Raw genomic sequence first — 18068 nt, forward strand, 5'->3', positions numbered from 1 at the left:
AATGAATACAAATATTAAAACAAGAGAATATACTACTGTATCTGAAGTCTCAGGTCCTTTAATGATAGTTGAAGGAGTAGAAGGCGTTGGTTACAATGAAATTGTAGATATTGAAACACCTACTGGTGAAAAAAGAAGTGGACAAGTTCTTGAAGTAACTAAAGATGTTGCTGTTATTCAAGTATTTGAAGGAACTAATGACTTAAACACTAAAAATACAAAAACTAGATTTACTGGTGAAACAGCTAAAATTGGTGTATCTAGGGATATGATGGGCCGTATATTCAATGGTATTGGTAAACCTATTGATGGTGGACCAGAAATCATTCCTGATGAAGAATTGGATATTAATGGAAGTCCAATGAACCCTGCTTCTAGAGAATTCCCAGAAGAATTTATTCAAACTGGTATCTCTACCATTGACGCAATGAATACTTTAGTAAGAGGTCAAAAACTTCCTATTTTCTCAGGATCTGGTTTACCTCACAATGAACTAGCTGTACAAATTGCAAGACAAGCTAAGGTACTTGGGGACGATGCAGAATTTGCAGTAATTTTTGCAGCAATGGGTATTACAAATGAAGAAGCAAACTTCTTTATGAGAGACTTTGAACGTACTGGAGCACTTGAAAAATTAACAGTGTTCATGAACTTAGCTGATGACCCAGCTATTGAAAGAATTTTAACTCCTAAAATGGCTTTAACTACTGCTGAATATTTCGCATTTACCTTAGGCATGCAAGTATTAGTTATCTTAACCGATATGACTAATTACTGTGAAGCTTTAAGGGAAATTTCTGCAGCTAGGGAAGAAGTACCTGGAAGAAGAGGTTATCCTGGATATATGTATACTGATTTAGCAAACATCTATGAACGTGCAGGACGTATTGATGGAAAAGAAGGTTCAATTACACAGATGCCTATCTTAGTCATGCCTCAAGATGATATTACTCACCCAATTCCAGATTTAACTGGGTATATTACAGAAGGACAAATTGTATTAAGTAGGGAAATTAGTAGGAAAGGTATTTACCCTCCTGTTGATGTACTTCCTTCACTTTCTCGTTTAATGAGTGGTGGTATAGGGGAAGGAAAAACTCGTGATGATCATAGTGGTGTATCAGATCAACTTTACTCTGCATATGCAGAAGGTCGTGAATTAAGAGATTTAGTTGCTGTTGTAGGGGAAGAAGCTCTTACACAAAGAGATCAAAAATTCTTAGAATTTGCTCAAGCATTTGAAGATCAATTCATTACTCAAAGTAAAGATGAAGATAGAACTATCTTTGAATCTTTAGATCTTGGTTGGGATTTACTTAAAATCTTGCCTAAAACAGAACTCAAAAGGGTTAAAGAGGAATTCATTGAACAATACCTTCTTAAAGACGAATAGTCTTGTTAAAATTATTTAGGTGATTATATGGCACAAGATATTATAGATGGAATTAATCCAACTCGTATGGAGTTATTGTCTCTTAAAAATAGGACTAAACTTGCTGTTAAAGGGCATGGTTTACTTAAAGAGAAAAGGGACGCTTTAATTAAAGAGTTTTTTGATATCTTGGATCGTGTCAAGGGTATTCGTGAAAATGCAGAAAAAAGCCTTAAAGAAGCTAATACAGCTTTAATTGAAGCTCAAATAGCCATGGGTGATTTGTCTGTTAAAAAAGCAGCTTTATCTGTTAAAGAATCAATTGATGTAGAAATTTCATCTAGAAGTGTAATGGGAGTATCTGTACCTGTAACTAATGTTAAAATGGAAAAAAGATCCATTGTTGATAGAGGTTATGGATTTTCTGATACTACTATACAATTAGATGAGGCTGCAAAGAAATATGAAGAATCAATTAAGTATTTAATCGAACTTGGTGAAGTAGAAAAAACTATATTCTTACTTGCTGAAGAAATCGAAGCTACTAAACGTAGAGTAAATGCTTTAGAACATATTATGATTCCAAGATTTCAAAATACTGAAAAGTATATTGATATGAGACTCCAAGAAATGGAAAGGGAAAACTTTGTAAGATTGAAAATGATTAGATCGACTATTGAGAAAAATAAAGAAGCAGAAAAAAGTGTTCAAGAAGCAGTTGATAATGCTTAAATTTTTCTTAAAGTTTTTCATTTTCTTCTTTTTTTATTTACTTTTATTATAATTTAATATTTTTAAAAAATAGCTTAAATTATTTATTTACTGTAAAATTTTTTTTTACTAGAAATTATAGAAAAACTGGTGCTAATATGAAAAGAAATCCAATAGACCAATTTATGAAAGATCCAGATAATAAAGCTAAATTATTTGTATGGATTACACGTACTATGATTATTACAACATTCTTAGTAACAATTGGGTTTATATTTTTTATATTGTTCTTATTGGGTGTTTTTTAGATTGCTAATAACTTTCTGGTGACTTAATTCTACTTTTTTAAAAACACTTTCAAAATTTTTATCTTTATCAATTATTGTAAGTAATGGCTCTGATTTTTCTGTAATAGATCCGATATGTGGTAAATCATAAATATTATTTAAATTCATGTTTTTATATTTTGTTTTAAATGGAGAGTAAATAATTTTTTTATAAGAGTAGTATTTTGCTTTTGGTATATTTATTATTTCGCCTAAACATGATTTAATGTGGGCTTCAATCATATTTATTCCAAATGACTTTTCAACACATTCAAATGTGCCCTGTATTCTTGGATTAACTTCAATAACATATAATCCATTTTTATTTAAAATATAGTCTACTCCACTAGAACCTATTAAATCAAGTTTATTAGCTATTTTTTCGGAATTAATTTGTAATTTTTTGTTTATTTCATCTGTATTTTTAATATTAGCTAATATTGATTTACTAGTTAATGGTAGAATGTTTCCAACATATATGTAGTTATTATTTTTCTTAAAGTCGTGTATTGTTAAGAGTCTTGAATTGGTAATTGTTTTTTTAGTATCACTGCTGCCTAAAATTGATGAACTTAGATTTATCCCTTCTATATGTTCCTGCAGGATAAATTTTTCATCATTGTTTAGTTGAAGATAGCTATCATTATTTAAAATATTTATATCATACCCACCAGATCCTTTAATGGGTTTTATAATATATCGTTTATTAGGATTATTTTTTTTAATTTCAAACGCTTCATCTACATCATTAAGTAAAAAAGTTTCAGGTGTTTTAAATTCTTCTTTAATTTCTTTGTAAAATTTGTATTTATTTTCTATATTTTCAACATGTACTGTTCCTAAAATCTTTTTTTGTATTTTTTTAGGAAATTGGGATGGTGAAATTCCTGAAATAGGAATAATATAGTCAACTTCATCAATATAATCCTTTGAAATGTCTAAAAGTTTTTGACTATTAAATCCATCTTTAAAAATACCACAACTTTCTCCATTTTCTTCTTTTAAAATTATCTTTTGGTTTTTAATATGTGGCATGTCTGAAGTTGAAAAATAGCTAGTAGAATAAATTGAATAATCTAATTTCAATGCACTTATAAGCATACTTCTAGTATTTGTTCCAATTAATAGAAGTTTATTCATAAAATATCAGTAAAAATAGTTAATTATAAATAAAATAGTCCCGAGCGGAGTCGAACCGCCGTCTCCGGGTCCAAAGCCTAGAAGGATTACCACTACCCTACGGGACTATATTTGTTGTTTTAGTATACTTAGTACAACATTATAAATTTCTTTATCAACTACTATTTAAAGCTTTTGATAGAATAAGCATTTTTCCTGCCAATTACATTTAGGGCAAATCTTATCAACACTTTCTTTTGTATTGAATAAGAAGTCTATCTTTTCAAATAATTCTTTGGAATTATATATTTTTTTAGAATTTAGCTTAGATAATACTTCATTATCCATCATAATTATTTTTTCATTTTGACTTTTGTTTTTGCAAATGTTATTTTTTAGATTAGGACAGGCTTTACAGATATCATCTGGATTGTCAACAAGAACAATATCAGTGTTTTTATTTTTTCTTAGATTATTAACATTAATCATATTTTTAACAAAATCTTCACTATATCCATAACCTTGAAAACCTTTAAGACATAATAAATGATGCCCTCTCAAAATTAGTGTCATGTTAATCAAAAAAAGAAAAAGTAAGATATTAATCTTATTCCTTTGGTAAAAAGATTTTAGAGATACTTGCAGCACCTAATACTTTTATAATATCTCCAAATATAAATGGGATAAAACCCATAATTAATAAATCAATGATTCCTAAAACACTTCCTTGTGTTAAATAAAACCAAAGAGCTAGTCCTAAAAGTCCAGGAATATATATGATTGCAAAATTTGCAATACCAACAGTAACTATCATTCTTTTAAAATTACGTGATTTGGCACTTCTTTGGGATATGTGTCCTATAAAGTAAGAAGCAAATATAAATCCAATTAAATATCCTCCAGTAGATCCGAGTAATGTTTCAAGTCCACCAGTCATGCCTCCGAACCATGGAATGAATGCAACCCCTAAAATAACATAAATTATTTGACTTAAACATCCATATTTTTTACCTAAAATTAATCCAGAACATAATATAGCGAAAGTTTGAGCAGTTATTGGTACGGGGGTCCATGGAAGTGGAATAACAATTTGAGCCATTATACCAGTAACACATGCCATAATAAATGCCATAATTACTTTAGAAAAGGTGCTAGATTTTTGAATTTTGTCAAAAGCAACTTTTCTAGCATCATAATAATTATTAATTTTTATATTCATGTTTAACCTCCATAATAAAATAATCCTTAATTATTTATATTCAATCAATTATTTAATGTTTTTGACTACTAACAGACAACCAAGAAGAAATACAAATAATAGTTAAAGAAATAATTGACATGGCCAAAAAAGATTTGGTTTACACAAAAATTAAACCACCAACAAACAAAAAAAGAGATAAAAAGAATTTTTATCATAAAAAATGCAAATCAAACCTACAGGATAGTTTTTAAAAAAATTAAAAACCATTAGCTTGACAGCAATGGTGTAATTGTGAATATTGTTTAAAAAAATAAAAAATTGAGAATATTAATATTATATCCTCATTAGTACATAGTTATAATCTTTATATTAGATGGTTTTTTAACTATGTTCATAGATCTAAAAGCAACTAATTTATTAATATTTTTAAGAGAAGCAATATCAGCTAATCTTTGACTTATAATTCCATCAAAGATAATAGTATCTGCAGTTTCTATATTTTTAATTTCTTCATATAAATCTTCTACATCTACTTCTTTTGTTATATTTAATGCTTCATCTAATATAGCTCCGCTTCCAGTACCTTCAAATTCTTTAAGCATATCTTTTAATAAGCTGATTTCATCATCTTCGATAACTTCTTCAACTGTAGGTTCTTCTTTTGGAGTATACTTTTGATATTTTTTACCATTGTTTTTATCGTTGCGTTTTTTATTGTTATTATTTTTAGTATTATCATTTTCTTTTTTAGATTCACTGAATATGTTGTGTGTTGCTAAGAATTGTGCAGTTGGAACCTTATCTCTCAAAGCAATTAATGCTTCATCTTTTTCTAAATCTTCAACTTCTTTTCCTTTAGGTGCACGTGTAATATAGTCAACATCACCAATTTGTATGAGTTCTTTTAAAATAAGTTCTCCACCACGATCACCATCTACAAAGGCTGTTGTTGTTCTTTTTTTACTTAACTCTCCAATTGATTGTGGAACACTAACTCCTTCAACAGCAACAGTATTTTTGATTCCATATTTAAGTAAGTTTAAAACATCACTACGTCCTTCTACAACGATAATAGCATCAGAAGTATGTATATTTGGACCTGCAGGTAATTTATCTTCTCCATATTCGGATATTTCGTGAATACGCATAGCCTCTCTTACTTCTTCAATCATTTTCATACTGGCTGGACTAACGCTTTCAACCATGTTTTTATAAATTTCTTTTGCACGATTTACTACTTGTTCTCTTTTAACAGCCCTAACATCTTCAACTTTAATAGTTTTTATTTGTGCTTCACAAGGGCCAACACGGTTAATTGTTTCAAGGGATGCAGCAAGTATGGCAGTTTCAATTCTGTCCAAGCTAGAAGGGACAATTATTTCACCTTTAGCTCTTCCACTATTTGAATGAATCATAACTTGAATTCTACCAATTCTTCCGGTTCTTTGAAGTTCTCTTAAATCTAAATCATTACTAAGTAATCCTTCAGTTTGTCCGAAAACTGCACCTACAACATCGGGTTTTTCTACAATTCCATTTGCAGTAATTTGTGCATGAATTAAATATTTTGTTGTAGTTAATTCTTCACCTTTTCCCATTTTTAAGCCTCCTTAGCTTAATTTAATCGGGATAATTTATTTTTTCTAAAAATCAAATTATTTTTAGGCAATAATATTGCATAAATTATACGATAAACATGTATTTTTATAGAATATACTACATACTAAAAAGAGTTATTAATATCGTGGGAGTATGCTTTTATAAGATTAGAATTCTTTAAATGTACTTTTAGTTATTTTAACTTATAATTTTCAAATAATAATTCTCCCAGTATTTAGTTAAATTAATAATAATTGTAATAAATGATTTAATGCAATAAACTCTATGAGTATATAATATTATGTTTTAGTATTTTTATACTATGTTTACTAATTTTGGTAAAACTAATATATAAAATATTTTATATAGATTTTTCATCATATTATAATATTATAATGGAAAATTTTTTTTATTGGTGAGTAAATGTCAATAACACCTAATGATATTTTAAAAAGAAAAAAAGATTTAAATAAACACTTAAAAATTAAAGATATTAATCTTAATAACATATCTATTGATGATTTAAAATTTAATGGGAATAATTATGATGAGTATATTGCATTAAAGTCTTTGCTTGATTCTGTAAATTCATGTCAAATTTCTGATGCATACAATGAAATTTCAAGGAGATCTGGTATTATATCGGGATTAAAATCTATTAATAATTTAAAAGTTTGGGGCAAAATTTTTCCATGTGAAACTGCTTTTGATGACTGGGGGACTTCTGCACTAGCTATTGATGAAGCTTGTGAGGGTGATGTTTTATTCATAAAAACAGATAGTTGTGATGCAGCTGTATGGGGTGAATTAGCTTCGACTTCTGCAATGAAAAACGGTATTAAAGCTACAGCTGTTTATGGTTCTGTTAGAGATATGGATGCCCTTTATAATTTAAATTACCCACTATTTTCTCTTGATTTTGTATCTAATGCAGGAACTGCTTTGGGTTTAGGTATTTTAAATCAAAGTATTGAAATTGAGGACGTTGAAATTCATCCTGGTGATTTTTTCTTTGGCGATGAATCAGGAGTCATTACTATTCCTAAAGAACTTTTTACACAAGTTATGAACACCACATTAGCTATAAAAATAAAAGAATCTAATATTATTGAAGCTTTAAATGCTGGTAAAACATTAGCTCAAATTATAGGTTTAAAATAGCCAATCGAAAATCAAATAGCAAAGCTTTTAAATATGCATTAACTTTAATATATAAATATATCGATACTTTTATATATTATCCGTTTCATATTTAATAAATGATACAGATTTAATATTAAGCTTGATTTTATGAAATTTTTAGGCAATACTTTGCACATTGCAAGTTCTGGAAAATTAATAGCTAGATCTTCTAAAACACCTACTGAAGGTGGAATTGTTTTTAATAATAAAAAAGACAAAATAGGCAGGGTCAACTATGTTTTTGGACCAACAAAACAGCCTTATATTTCTATTCATTTATTTGAATCCACGAATAGAGATGAAATTAAAAAAAATTATGGAGAAAAACTATTTGTATCAAAATCAAAATCCAAAAAACCTAGAAAACGGAGGATGAGAACACGAAACAAAAAATAAATAGCACTTATATTCAGGAACATAAAAAAACCGAAAAAGAATTAATGCAACAAGATGTTTTTGACAAAGATAAACAAACTGTATGTCCTGAGTGTGGTTCAACTGAATTAATTGGTGATTATGAGAGAGCAGAAGTTGTATGTGCTCACTGTGGATTAGTAATTGATGAAAATCTTGTTGATATGGGTCCTGAATGGAGAGCATTCGACCATGAACAAAGAGATAAGCGTACAAGGGTGGGAGCTCCTATTACCTACACTATTCACGATAAAGGTTTAAGTACCATGATTGACTGGAGAAATAAGGACATCTATGGTCGTGATATTCCAGCTAGAAATAGAGCACAATGGTACCGTTTAAGAAAATGGCAAAGAAAAATTAGAATTTCTGGTGCTACTGAGAGAAATTTAGCTTTTGCTTTAAGTGAACTTGATCGTGACTCTTCAAGATTAGGTCTTCCAAGAAGTGTAAGAGAAGCTGCTTCTGTAGTTTATAGAAGTGCTGTAGATAATAAACTTATTCGTGGAAGAAGTATTGAAGGAGTAGTGGCTGCTTCATTATATGCTGCATGTAGGCGTTGTAATGTTCCACGTACTTTAGATGAAATAGCTGAAGTATCAAGAGTGACTAAAAAAGAAGTAGGTAGAACTTACAGATTCCTTACAAGAGAATTAGGTATTAAATTACCTCCAACTTCACCTGTCGATTATGTTCCTAGATTTGCTAGTGAACTTGGATTGTCTGGTGAAGCACAATCCAAAGCTATTGAAATTATTGAAAAAGCTATGGAAAAAGGATTAACTTCAGGAAGGGGGCCAACTGGTGTAGCTGCAGCTGCATTATATATTGCATCTGTTTTGCTTGGTGAGAGAAAAACCCAAAGAGATGTGGCAGATATTGCTGGTGTTACTGAAGTAACAATCAGAAACAGATATAAAGAGTTAACAGAACAACTTGATATGGGCGTTACTTTATAGGTTTTCTCTATTAAGAGTATTTATTTAATATAAATACGTTTTTCTTTTTTTTTTAAATTATTTGAGATTAGTTTTTTCGTGAATATTTTTCAATACGATATATTAATTCACGCACGATTCCTTTATTATTAGTTTTTTTAACTTTAGCTAGTTTTTCTTGATATTTTGGTAGTCTTTTTAAGAAATTAGCTAGTTTTTTAATACTTAATTTTTCATGATATTCTCCATATCCAAGCTTTTGCACGTAAAATCCATTAAGGGTTTGTTCAAAGTTCCCAATAGCCGGAATACTGTATATTGGTTTTTTAAGACTAATAGCTTCTGATATGAATGTGAATCCTCCATTACAGATTACTGCCTTTGCACTAGCTAAATCATCATAAAATTCATTTTCATTAAATAATTTGTATGTTAAATTTTCATCACGTTCTTCTTTATTAAATCCATATACTATGAATTTTTCATTTTTAAGAGATTTTAGTTTATTAACTAATTTGACGCTTTCTTTACTTGTTTGGTAAACTATAATATGATTTTTAATTGTTGGTTCTAGTTTTAATATGTCTTCACGTATTATTGGAGGATATATTACTGCATTCTTTTTTGATCTTACTTTTGGATAGAAGAAACTTGTTAGAATGTGGACTTTAGGTTTTACAACATAGGTTTTTATTACTCCTTTTGCTTTTAACATTTCTCCGTAATGATTAGTAGGATAGCTGATTTTTGTTTGTGTAATCATGTGGATGTTATCTAGGCTAATCATAGGTATATTGAGAAGTTTTGATACTATACTGGAGTATATTTCGAAATCTGTTACTATAATATCTGGTGATAATTGTCTTGCTTTTTTGTATAAGTTTTCATAACCTATTTTCATATTTGTTGGATTGGTTTTTAAAGCATTAAAAAAGGTTCGTCTATTGTTTACTTTATTATTGATGTATACTGTGTTAAACCCACCTATCTCGTAAACATTATCGAATTTACTAGCTAGATATTTATATGCTCTATCGCTTGAGAATATATGGACCTCATATTTGTCTTTTATTTTATCTACAATGACTCCAGTTCTTATTGCATGACCCATTCCTTCCCCACAAACACAGTAGAATATTACTTTTTTTCCTTTTCTTTTTTTATTTGTTTTAAAGTAAGATCTTGCAGAGTTAATTTTTTGAATTGATTCTTCGTAGTTTTCTATTAATTTTTCAGATTGCTTGGATATTTTATCTAGTCTTGATTTACTTACATGTTCTTTTTTATGTTCAAAACCATAGTTTAGCTCTTCTGCATCTGTTCTAATACCTAAAAAGTCATTTAAAGTACTTTTTCCATATTGTTTAAGTAAGGTTTGAATTCCTTCTTCTTCAAGTCTTCGTGTTGAAACACCTATTTTTGCATTTCTAAGTACTTTGAATCTTTCTTTTTTTGCTAATCTTTCAATATAGTCGGTATCTTCTCCAAAGGTTAGATTTTCATCAAACCCTCCACAGGCATCATGAAGTTCTTTTTTAGCTATTATTCCATAACAACCTGCTCCATGAGGTTTAATATTTTCAACTCCTATCATAAATAGGTTAGCTAAATTGTGGAGTACTTTGTCTTCTGTTTTTTTAGAAAGAGGTTTCATTTGTGTTATTCCAATACCTAATCTTTCCATTTTAAATTCATATATGACTTTTCTTAAATAATCATCTGTAAGTTTTAAATCAGAATCCAGGAATAATAAGTATTCACCTTTAGCTATATTAGCCCCATTATTTCTACCTACTGCAGGCATTCCTCCTTCAACAATAATACAATCATATTTTTGAGCAATTTCGCAGGTTTTATCGGTTGAATTAGCATCAGCAACAATTATTTCGTAGTCTGTAAAATTTTGAGTTTTAATACTTTCTAAAAGGATTGGTAAATACTCTTCTTCATTGTATGTAGGTATAATAATGCTTAAAATCATATACTATTATCTTAGATTTTTAAAACTTATATATTTAGAGGTAAGAGTATATGTTCCAAGAAACCGTGTAGTAGTCACATTTTCCATTTAATGGAATTTTTAAATCATTTATTAATTTCATTTCATTATATGTTGAATTAGCATGGTATGTACAGTTATTAGTACTTTCACCTATTTTTTCTAATCCTAGTTCATTTAAATCAATATTTTCTCCAGGATTTATAATGTTTATTGTATAATAGTCAGCTTCTGCTCCTGCAAATGCAACACTAATTCTTAAAACTAAAAATAATGCTATGGCGATATATGGGAAGAGTCTATTAAATAGGAATCTTTTTTTACTTAGTTGTTTATTTTGATATGGTGTGGGATAATTTGATGATTTTTTAATTAACTTCTCATTTTTAATTAATTTACCAATAAAGTAATCAAAGTAATATCCATTTCTGTAAACTAAAAATATTCCTATAATTCCTGTTGCTGCAGGTGTTGAAAATAAACCACCATCAAAAGAACCGATAATTAAACATGATGAAAAGAAGGCAAGTAAGAATTTACTAACAGCTGGACGTTTTTGATTTGATAAAACTAAGGTTATAAACAATATTGGGATTAAAAACACAATCAAATTAGCAATACTTGGTGTGTAGGCGTATAATCCAGTACCAGTATTGATCCCGTTTTGAATAAATGGACCTATTAAGATCACGATAAGGTTTCCTATAACTGATTTTAGTAAATGTGTATGTAAAATACTGGTTGAAGACATTTCTCCATTCATTGAAACAAAAACACAATTTAAACTAATTCCCATTTGATATCTAAATAATATTTCTAATAAGATTCCTAAAATTAATAACATACATCCAAGAAGTATTGAAATTTTTAGATATTTATTTTCATTTATGTTCTTTTTAAAAACATTGCCAGCTTGACTTAACATTAAAAATAATCCTAAAAGACTAAAAAATATTATATCTTTTCCTTTTGATGATCCCATTAAGAATAAATAGGTAATTGGCCTTATAATAGGATTTAAAGTATTAGTTATAAATATTGTTCCAGCAATTATTATAAATATTATTCCAACTAATATAGTTTTGTTGCTATTCATTAGAATTTATTTTATAATCTAATACTTTAAATATATTTAGAAAATGGTGATTCATGTTTCCTGTTGAATTTTTCATTGGTTTAATATTGATTGGTGTTGCTGCTGGTTTTGCATCAGGGCTTTTAGGAGTTGGTGGAGGATTTTTAATGGTTCCTCTCCAATATTATCTCTTACAACATATTGGTGTTGAAAATAATCTTGCAATGCTCATTTCACTAGCTACTAGCTTAGCAATTATTATTCCAACTACTTTAACTGGTGCTTATAGACATACCAGAAAAATGGATAATATTTTGCATAATGGAATTAGATTAGGATTATTTGGTGTTTTTGGAGGATTATTTGGTGGTTTTGTTGCATCTTCTCTTCCTTCACGCAGTCTTGAAATCATTTTTGGGATTTTATTATTATTTGTTTGTATTAATAACATTTATTCTATTAATAAAGAAATTCAAAAGCCAAAAATTTCTTTTAATTTGCTTTCAACTGCAATTATTGGTTTGGTTGTTGGATTTTTATCAGGGCTTTTAGGTATTGGAGGAGGAGTCTTTTTAATAGCTATTTTAACAATCTTTTTTGGATTTCCAATGATTGAATCTATTGGTACTTCTTCTATATTTATTTCTCTAACGGCTGTTGGTGGTTTAGTTTCTTATATAATTTCTGGTTGGGGAGTTAATACTTTTCCATTTTCTGTTGGTTACGTTAGTTTAATAAATTTAATAGTTATTTGCATGTTTTCTGTACCTGTAGCTAATTTTAGTGCTAAATTAGCTCATAAAATGCCTGAAAAAAAGTTAAAAATTATATTTTCAATATTGGTAGTATACATTTCATTTAAAATGTTGGGAATTTTTTCTTAATTATTTTTTAGTTTTACACCCATTCCTCTAGTAGTTATTTGAAAAAAACCTCCTCCAATTCCAATTAATGAGTAGGTTATTTCTAAATCAACAACACCATTACCATTAGCCGATTTTATTTTATTTGCTAATTTTGTTAAACACTCATCTTTTCCTTTTTTAAGCATATTTAATGATTCTTGCTCACTTTTAACTGGGTCAGTTGTGATTATTTTTTTACTTTTTTCTATAATCACTGTTGTATCAAATTGCCCTAAATTGGTGTAATTTTCTTTTAAAATATATGTACTGGTCATAAATGTAAAATCAAGGTTATTGATTTTTTCATTACTTTCATTTTCATTAAATTGATCGAATTTATATATTTTTAAGTCTTCTTTTTTCAAGATATATTTGAAATAAATTTGTCTTATTTTCTTATAAAAGCAATTGGTTATCTTTTTAAAAATTCCAAGTAAATAGGACATTATTCCTAAAATTACTACTAAAAGAATGTGATTAATTAATGTTGGAAAAGCAGCTTGTAAAATTACAACAATTGCTCCAAAGGTTATAATGTTCATTCCAAGAGTTGGGTTTTTTAAAATAAAACTGTAGAATGTTGTGTAGATAAATAAAATAAATGCACTAATAGCACCTATATCTTCTTTTTTAACTTTATGGGCTATTTTGGTTTCAATATATCCTGCAGAGAGTGGTGCGAATATTAATCCTAAATTCCATCCAAAAATATCTATGTGGAAGTATAGAAAAATCCCATAGACTAAAAGTCCAATAATGGTACCTATTAGAATACAAAGAGTGCTTTCAGCTATGTCGGATAGTCTAACTTCATTTCCTCTAATATTCATTTTATTCGTATTTTATAGCAGTACCATAGGCTGTTACAAGTATTGTATTTCCCATAGTACCTCCTAAGTTATCATATGAAATTTTAAGTCCGATAATTGCATTTGCATCTAAGCTTTCTGCTTTTTCTTCCATACTTTTTAATGATATTTCACGTGCTTTTTGAAGTTCTTCTTCATATTTAGAAGTTCTTCCACCTACTACATCACGAACACCTGAAAACAAGTCTTTGTAAATGTTAGACCCAATTAGGGATTCACCTGTAACTAATCCTTTATATTCAATTATTTTTTTATTTTCTAATGTGTTTGATGAAGTAAGTATCATTTTAATCACTTTAAAAAGGTCAGCACTGCCCAAACAGCTAAAAATATAAGAATAACTACAAATAATGTGATTCTACTTTTTCTAGTTTGAGTTAATCTTTGATCCCAGACTTTTTGACAATCAGGGGAGCATACAAGTTCATCTAAAGGAATTGGGGTTCCACAAATTGGACAATGTTTATGTGGTTCTACTGCCATATTTTCACCATTTTTATTTTTTATATTTTAAAGAATTTTTTTGTATTATTAGTTATTTGACGAGCAAGTTCATCTACATTTTCATAATTTTTAAAGTAAGCTATTGTTTTTAGGATATGAGGTAAATATTTAGGTTCATTCCTATTTTTTTTAGGTTTTTTATCAAAGTTTTTAGGTATTAAGAAGGGAGCATCGGTTTCAATCATTAGTTTATCCTCTGGAATTATTTTTACAGCATCTTGTAAATCTAATCCTCTTTTCATATCACAAATCCATCCTGTAATTCCAATGTATGCTCCTAAATCTATATAATTTTGAGCTTCAGCTTTATTCCCTGTAAAACAATGAATTACACATTTTTCAGCTACACTGTCATGTTTTTTTAAGATATTATATAAATCTTCATGTGCTTCTCTTTCATGTAAGAATAAAGGCATATTTAAACATTCTGCTAGTTCAACTTGTTTTTCAAACCATTCTCTTTGAGTTTTTGGATGTGAAAAATTTCTATTATAATCAAGTCCACATTCTCCAACAGCTACAACACAATCTTCTTGAGCAATACTTTCTAATGTTTTTAATGTAGTTTCATCACAGGTTTTAGCATCATGAGGATGCACTCCTGATGTTGAGAATAAAGTTTTAGGATATTTAGATGCAAATTCACAAGCAATTTCACTAGAGTTGATATTAGTTCCAGTTATTATAAATTGATTAACTCCAACTTTTGATGCTTCCTTTAGTATTTCTAAACGGTCTTTTTTAAAAGAAGAATGCATTAAATTAAGACCAATATCAATAAGCTCTTCCACTTAACCACCTATTCACTAATAACTTTAGTACCAACTTTTTCGCCATTAATAGCTTTAATTAAGTTTTCTGGTTCATAACCATTAGTAATAACTGTTTCAAGTGATGATCTTTTAATCATTTGAACAGCTGTTGTATCAAAGAATTCATAGGTTCCAGCTTTAATGTCTTTTCCACTTAAAAATTCAAGTAGTTCTGTAGCTGTAATTTCACTTATTAATTCTGCATCATCGTATTTATTAGGATCTTTTGTATACATTCCATCTACTGATGTTAAATTAATAAGTTTGTCTGCATTAATATATTCAGCTAAAATTGCAGAAACTGCATCAGTACTATGTGCAGGTTCAGTTCCTCCCATAACAATAATTTTCCCACTTGTTGAGAATTCTAGTGCTTCTTGAAAGTTATGAGGTACTTTTTGATATGCTGCTGAACCTAAAGATGATAATAATAATTTAGCGTTAATTCTTGTAATTTCAATTCCAATATCGTCGCATTGTGCTTCACCAGCACCTAAATCACGAACTATATTAATATAATCCCTTGCTGGTTTTCCTCCACCAACAACAACAAATAACTTATGTTTTTCTGTTAATTTTTTTAGGATTTCACTGTATTTTTTAAATTTTTTACTATCGTATTCTTTTAATAAAATAGATCCACCAATAGCAACAACAATTTTCATATATTCACCTTTAATATATTTATCATTGAAATATTATTTAAAGTTAAAGATATCTAAAAAAAGAAAAAAGAGGAGTTAAGCTTCCTCTGTGTAAAGATTTTTGTGAAGTAAACCAGCAATTACACCACCAATGGTTGGTGATAAAATAAATACCCAAACTTGTTGTAATGCTAGTCCTCCCATGAATAACGCTGGTGCAAGACTACGTGCAGGGTTTACTGAGGTACCAGTTAGTGGAATTCCCATAATATGTACAAATGCAAGGGTTAAACCAATAACAATTCCTGCAATATTACTTGTTTTTTCAGTTCTAGTAACTCCTAAAACAGTAAATACAAATACGAATGTCAAAATGATTTCAATAAGTACAGCTCCACCAGCACTTAAACCAACACTAGATGCTTTTCCAAATCCATTTTGACCTAATCCGGTAGCTAAATATCCTCCTAAGTCCAAAGATGAATTGATAATAGCTACAAGAATTGCAATTCCTAATATTGCGCCAATGCACTGGAAAAGAATATATAAAAGTAGGTCTTTTTCATCCATTCGCCCGTCAATCCACATTCCTACTGAAACAGCAGGGTTGATATGACATCCTGAGATGTCTCCAATTACATATGCCATTGCTACAATGGATAGGCCAAATGCAAACGCAATTCCAAGATTACCTAAAATAGAACCTGCTATTGCTGCACTTCCACATCCAAATAAAACAAGAACCATTGTTCCTATTAATTCAGCTAGATATTTTTTCATAAATTTTATCCCTCTTAGATTTTTTTTTAAAATTTTTTATTATTTAATGTCTTCTTAGTCTTTTCCATATTGAATAAGCAATATACAATACTATGATCACTAAAATTATTGGGAAAACATGTAATAATATTGAATCGTTTGTTTTTTCAAATTCATATTCACTATCAAAACCCATATGTTGGGTGTTTGTATGATTTTGGGTTATTTTTGCAAAGTTATATACTAAATCATAATAGCTGATATAAGCTCCTTCATAGTTGATATAATCTGGAGCTTGTCCATTTTCATCCATATAAGTTTTAACTATTCCACCCATTTTAATGTAATCATTAATTGTGTATGAACCTTTTGTTAAAAGTGAAAATTTCATTGGAGATTCTGGTGCAGTAAAATTCTTAGGATTATCTAATCCGTTTCCATTTAAATAAGAACTAGTTTGATATAATAATTGTGGAGCAGAATAACCTCCATATGTTCCATTCATTTCTGTATCATTACTTTTTACTAATTCTTTACTTGCACTTGCCATTATTGATGGTTCAATATGATGATAAACAATTAATGAATCACTTAAAATTTTTGATTCGTAATTATAGTTTTTAACTTGATTAACTACTTCTTGAGCAATGTATTTGTTCATTTCTTCATCATATTTATCAATATTATCGCCATCACCTGCATCTGGGTACTCTTTTAATGGTTGTATATATGTTACTCCAGAGTTTTTAAGTAGTGTTCCTGGGTCATGAACTCCTGCAAAGTATTGATTAGAGTAATTGTCATCCCATGCTCTTCTAAGATAATTAGAACTATTATCTAAGTCATAACTTCCAGAATTTACAAATATAATGTGTTTATCATTATATACAGTGTAATTAGCTAACTGTAAATAGTTTCCAGCATCTGAGGCAGCTATATTTACACATATGTCACTTGTCACTTGAATAGATCTATATCCTTCTCCAGGTCCAGGTGCTTGATTATCAACGATAACTTGTAGTTCTCCATTACTGAGTTCTTCTATATGTTCTTTAATAGAATTTAACATTCTAACATCAGTGTCATGATCAATTATATTATCTGATGTTATAAATACTGTTTGTGCAGCCGTGACTCCTTGTAGTACGGGTGCAACTAATAAAACGAGCATTAAAAATATTGCAATTTGTTTTTTCATAATAATTCCCTGGAAATTTAATATTATTTATGTATATTAATTTCATTGTTTAAAATACTTATTTTATAATTCTCATTATAAAATTATTGTTATAATCAAATATTTTCTCATTTAAAAGAATTTAAATTATTTATAAGAAAAAATTTAAATATTTTTCATTCTAATAGTTTTTTTGAGGATTTAAGAAGATTATCTTTTATTTTCAGTTAAATTTTATCCAGTTTTAAAAAAATTTAATGATTAACTATAAATTGGTTTTACTTAATAAATTATGGCAAATTATTTATTTGAAAATAATTTGTGTTAGAAATTAAATAATAATTATCTATTAATTTATTGATTTTCTCCAAATTTAAGCTATAAATTAATATTTTTTAAGATTTTATACTAAAATAAAAAGGTTAATTGCTGATTAATAGCATTTGTTAATTAATTGTAGTT

General features: G+C 28.5%; 20 protein-coding genes and 1 tRNA gene. 7 read left to right on the forward strand and 14 right to left on the reverse strand.

Annotated elements, in window-relative coordinates; genetic code table 11:
• Position 1 precedes the first annotated feature (1 nt).
• The 3 genes from MBORA_RS05950 to MBORA_RS10835 all read left to right on the forward strand — a co-directional run bounded on the left by MBORA_RS05950 (position 2) and on the right by MBORA_RS10835 (position 2391).
• On the forward strand, positions 2 to 1393 hold the full coding sequence (locus MBORA_RS05950; RefSeq protein WP_042694186.1) for a V-type ATP synthase subunit B: 1392 nt from the start codon (positions 2 to 4) through the stop codon (positions 1391 to 1393).
• A 27-nt stretch (positions 1394 to 1420) separates the two neighbouring features.
• Positions 1421 to 2104 carry a V-type ATP synthase subunit D gene (locus MBORA_RS05955; protein WP_042694188.1) on the forward strand — a complete coding sequence of 228 codons (684 nt, stop codon included), beginning with the start codon at positions 1421 to 1423 and terminating at the stop codon, positions 2102 to 2104.
• A gap of 137 nt (positions 2105 to 2241) precedes the next feature.
• Positions 2242 to 2391, forward strand: coding sequence for a hypothetical protein (locus MBORA_RS10835; protein ID WP_169805468.1), 150 nt, complete (start codon positions 2242 to 2244; stop codon positions 2389 to 2391).
• Here MBORA_RS10835 and MBORA_RS05960 read toward each other — a convergent pair.
• The 5 genes from MBORA_RS05960 to dnaG form a co-directional block, all read right to left on the reverse strand.
• Complete coding sequence (locus MBORA_RS05960) at positions 2374 to 3549, reverse strand: ATP-grasp domain-containing protein (RefSeq protein ID WP_063720375.1); 1176 nt, start codon at positions 3547 to 3549, stop codon at positions 2374 to 2376. The two genes, MBORA_RS10835 and MBORA_RS05960, sit on opposite strands and share 18 nt — an antisense overlap.
• Before the next feature lie 35 nt (positions 3550 to 3584).
• Positions 3585 to 3656 (reverse strand) — tRNA-Gln (locus MBORA_RS05965).
• Between the two features lie 58 nt (positions 3657 to 3714).
• Complete coding sequence (locus tag MBORA_RS05970; RefSeq protein ID WP_063720376.1) at positions 3715 to 4101, reverse strand: DUF1284 domain-containing protein; 387 nt, start codon at positions 4099 to 4101, stop codon at positions 3715 to 3717.
• A 34-nt stretch (positions 4102 to 4135) separates the two neighbouring features.
• Complete coding sequence (locus tag MBORA_RS05975; RefSeq protein ID WP_081738405.1) at positions 4136 to 4741, reverse strand: biotin transporter BioY; 606 nt, start codon at positions 4739 to 4741, stop codon at positions 4136 to 4138.
• A 332-nt stretch (positions 4742 to 5073) separates the two neighbouring features.
• Complete coding sequence (dnaG, locus tag MBORA_RS05980) at positions 5074 to 6327, reverse strand: DNA primase DnaG (RefSeq protein WP_042694191.1); 1254 nt, start codon at positions 6325 to 6327, stop codon at positions 5074 to 5076.
• Positions 6328 to 6751: 424 nt separating this feature from the next.
• On the opposite strand from dnaG, the gene MBORA_RS05985 reads away from it, so the two are divergent.
• The 3 genes from MBORA_RS05985 to MBORA_RS05995 all read left to right on the forward strand — a co-directional run bounded on the left by MBORA_RS05985 (position 6752) and on the right by MBORA_RS05995 (position 8883).
• Positions 6752 to 7489 carry an RraA family protein gene (locus MBORA_RS05985; protein WP_042694192.1) on the forward strand — a complete coding sequence of 246 codons (738 nt, stop codon included), beginning with the start codon at positions 6752 to 6754 and terminating at the stop codon, positions 7487 to 7489.
• Between the two features lie 129 nt (positions 7490 to 7618).
• On the forward strand, positions 7619 to 7906 hold the full coding sequence (locus tag MBORA_RS05990; protein ID WP_042694194.1) for a Gar1/Naf1 family protein: 288 nt from the start codon (positions 7619 to 7621) through the stop codon (positions 7904 to 7906).
• Between the two features lie 44 nt (positions 7907 to 7950).
• The gene (locus tag MBORA_RS05995; RefSeq protein ID WP_042694195.1) at positions 7951 to 8883 is read left to right on the forward strand and encodes a transcription initiation factor IIB; all 933 of its coding nucleotides are present in this window, start codon (positions 7951 to 7953) and stop codon (positions 8881 to 8883) included.
• Positions 8884 to 8950: 67 nt separating this feature from the next.
• Here the strand turns inward: MBORA_RS05995 and MBORA_RS06000 are convergent, their stop codons facing one another.
• Entirely contained in the window at positions 8951 to 10843 is a 1893-nt protein-coding gene (locus MBORA_RS06000) for an MJ1255/VC2487 family glycosyltransferase (RefSeq protein WP_063720377.1), read from the reverse strand.
• Positions 10844 to 10877: 34 nt separating this feature from the next.
• The gene (locus MBORA_RS06005; RefSeq protein ID WP_231475990.1) at positions 10878 to 11957 is read right to left on the reverse strand and encodes a hypothetical protein; all 1080 of its coding nucleotides are present in this window, start codon (positions 11955 to 11957) and stop codon (positions 10878 to 10880) included.
• Between the two features lie 53 nt (positions 11958 to 12010).
• On the opposite strand from MBORA_RS06005, the gene MBORA_RS06010 reads away from it, so the two are divergent.
• Entirely contained in the window at positions 12011 to 12820 is an 810-nt protein-coding gene (locus MBORA_RS06010; protein ID WP_042694197.1) for a sulfite exporter TauE/SafE family protein, read from the forward strand.
• On the opposite strand, the gene MBORA_RS06015 is transcribed toward MBORA_RS06010, so the two are convergent.
• The 7 genes from MBORA_RS06015 to MBORA_RS06045 all read right to left on the reverse strand — a co-directional run bounded on the left by MBORA_RS06015 (position 12817) and on the right by MBORA_RS06045 (position 17627).
• Positions 12817 to 13671: a hypothetical protein gene (locus tag MBORA_RS06015; protein ID WP_063720378.1), complete on the reverse strand. Its 855-nt coding sequence runs from the start codon at positions 13669 to 13671 to the stop codon at positions 12817 to 12819. The genes MBORA_RS06010 and MBORA_RS06015 overlap by 4 nt on opposite strands.
• Position 13672: 1 nt before the next feature.
• A complete protein-coding gene (locus MBORA_RS06020; RefSeq protein WP_063720379.1) occupies positions 13673 to 13996 on the reverse strand; it encodes a heavy metal-binding domain-containing protein in 324 nt (107 codons plus the stop codon).
• Positions 13997 to 14001: 5 nt separating this feature from the next.
• Positions 14002 to 14193, reverse strand: a complete 192-nt coding sequence (locus tag MBORA_RS06025; protein WP_042694199.1) for a DUF2116 family Zn-ribbon domain-containing protein — start codon at positions 14191 to 14193, stop codon at positions 14002 to 14004.
• Positions 14194 to 14213: 20 nt separating this feature from the next.
• Positions 14214 to 15005: a TatD family hydrolase gene (locus tag MBORA_RS06030; protein WP_063720380.1), complete on the reverse strand. Its 792-nt coding sequence runs from the start codon at positions 15003 to 15005 to the stop codon at positions 14214 to 14216.
• Between the two features lie 8 nt (positions 15006 to 15013).
• A complete protein-coding gene (gene pyrH / locus MBORA_RS06035; protein ID WP_063720381.1) occupies positions 15014 to 15691 on the reverse strand; it encodes a UMP kinase in 678 nt (225 codons plus the stop codon).
• A gap of 75 nt (positions 15692 to 15766) precedes the next feature.
• Positions 15767 to 16483 carry an MIP family channel protein gene (locus MBORA_RS06040; protein WP_332870918.1) on the reverse strand — a complete coding sequence of 239 codons (717 nt, stop codon included), beginning with the start codon at positions 16481 to 16483 and terminating at the stop codon, positions 15767 to 15769.
• A 10-nt stretch (positions 16484 to 16493) separates the two neighbouring features.
• Complete coding sequence (locus MBORA_RS06045) at positions 16494 to 17627, reverse strand: hypothetical protein (protein WP_042694202.1); 1134 nt, start codon at positions 17625 to 17627, stop codon at positions 16494 to 16496.
• Positions 17628 to 18068 lie beyond the last annotated feature (441 nt).

The sequence above is a fragment of the Methanobrevibacter oralis genome, assembly GCF_001639275.1.
In the GTDB taxonomy this organism is placed as follows: Archaea; Methanobacteriota; Methanobacteria; order Methanobacteriales; family Methanobacteriaceae; genus Methanocatella; species Methanocatella oralis.

Excerpts from the sequence above, each read along its gene's own strand:
- MBORA_RS05950 (WP_042694186.1), top strand. The coding sequence starts at position 2 with ATGAATACAAATATTAAAACAAGAGAATATACTACTGTATCTGAAGTC.
- MBORA_RS05955 (WP_042694188.1), top strand. The coding sequence starts at position 1,421 with ATGGCACAAGATATTATAGATGGAATTAATCCAACTCGTATGGAGTTA.
- MBORA_RS10835 (WP_169805468.1), top strand. The coding sequence starts at position 2,242 with ATGAAAAGAAATCCAATAGACCAATTTATGAAAGATCCAGATAATAAA.
- MBORA_RS05960 (WP_063720375.1), bottom strand. The coding sequence starts at position 3,549 with ATGAATAAACTTCTATTAATTGGAACAAATACTAGAAGTATGCTTATA.
- MBORA_RS05970 (WP_063720376.1), bottom strand. The coding sequence starts at position 4,101 with ATGACACTAATTTTGAGAGGGCATCATTTATTATGTCTTAAAGGTTTT.
- dnaG (WP_042694191.1), bottom strand. The coding sequence starts at position 6,327 with ATGGGAAAAGGTGAAGAATTAACTACAACAAAATATTTAATTCATGCA.
- MBORA_RS05985 (WP_042694192.1), top strand. The coding sequence starts at position 6,752 with ATGTCAATAACACCTAATGATATTTTAAAAAGAAAAAAAGATTTAAAT.
- MBORA_RS05990 (WP_042694194.1), top strand. The coding sequence starts at position 7,619 with ATGAAATTTTTAGGCAATACTTTGCACATTGCAAGTTCTGGAAAATTA.
- MBORA_RS05995 (WP_042694195.1), top strand. The coding sequence starts at position 7,951 with ATGCAACAAGATGTTTTTGACAAAGATAAACAAACTGTATGTCCTGAG.
- MBORA_RS06000 (WP_063720377.1), bottom strand. The coding sequence starts at position 10,843 with ATGATTTTAAGCATTATTATACCTACATACAATGAAGAAGAGTATTTA.
- MBORA_RS06005 (WP_231475990.1), bottom strand. The coding sequence starts at position 11,957 with ATGAATAGCAACAAAACTATATTAGTTGGAATAATATTTATAATAATT.
- MBORA_RS06010 (WP_042694197.1), top strand. The coding sequence starts at position 12,011 with ATGTTTCCTGTTGAATTTTTCATTGGTTTAATATTGATTGGTGTTGCT.
- MBORA_RS06015 (WP_063720378.1), bottom strand. The coding sequence starts at position 13,671 with ATGAATATTAGAGGAAATGAAGTTAGACTATCCGACATAGCTGAAAGC.
- MBORA_RS06020 (WP_063720379.1), bottom strand. The coding sequence starts at position 13,996 with ATGATACTTACTTCATCAAACACATTAGAAAATAAAAAAATAATTGAA.
- MBORA_RS06025 (WP_042694199.1), bottom strand. The coding sequence starts at position 14,193 with ATGGCAGTAGAACCACATAAACATTGTCCAATTTGTGGAACCCCAATT.
- pyrH (WP_063720381.1), bottom strand. The coding sequence starts at position 15,691 with ATGAAAATTGTTGTTGCTATTGGTGGATCTATTTTATTAAAAGAATAC.
- MBORA_RS06045 (WP_042694202.1), bottom strand. The coding sequence starts at position 17,627 with ATGAAAAAACAAATTGCAATATTTTTAATGCTCGTTTTATTAGTTGCA.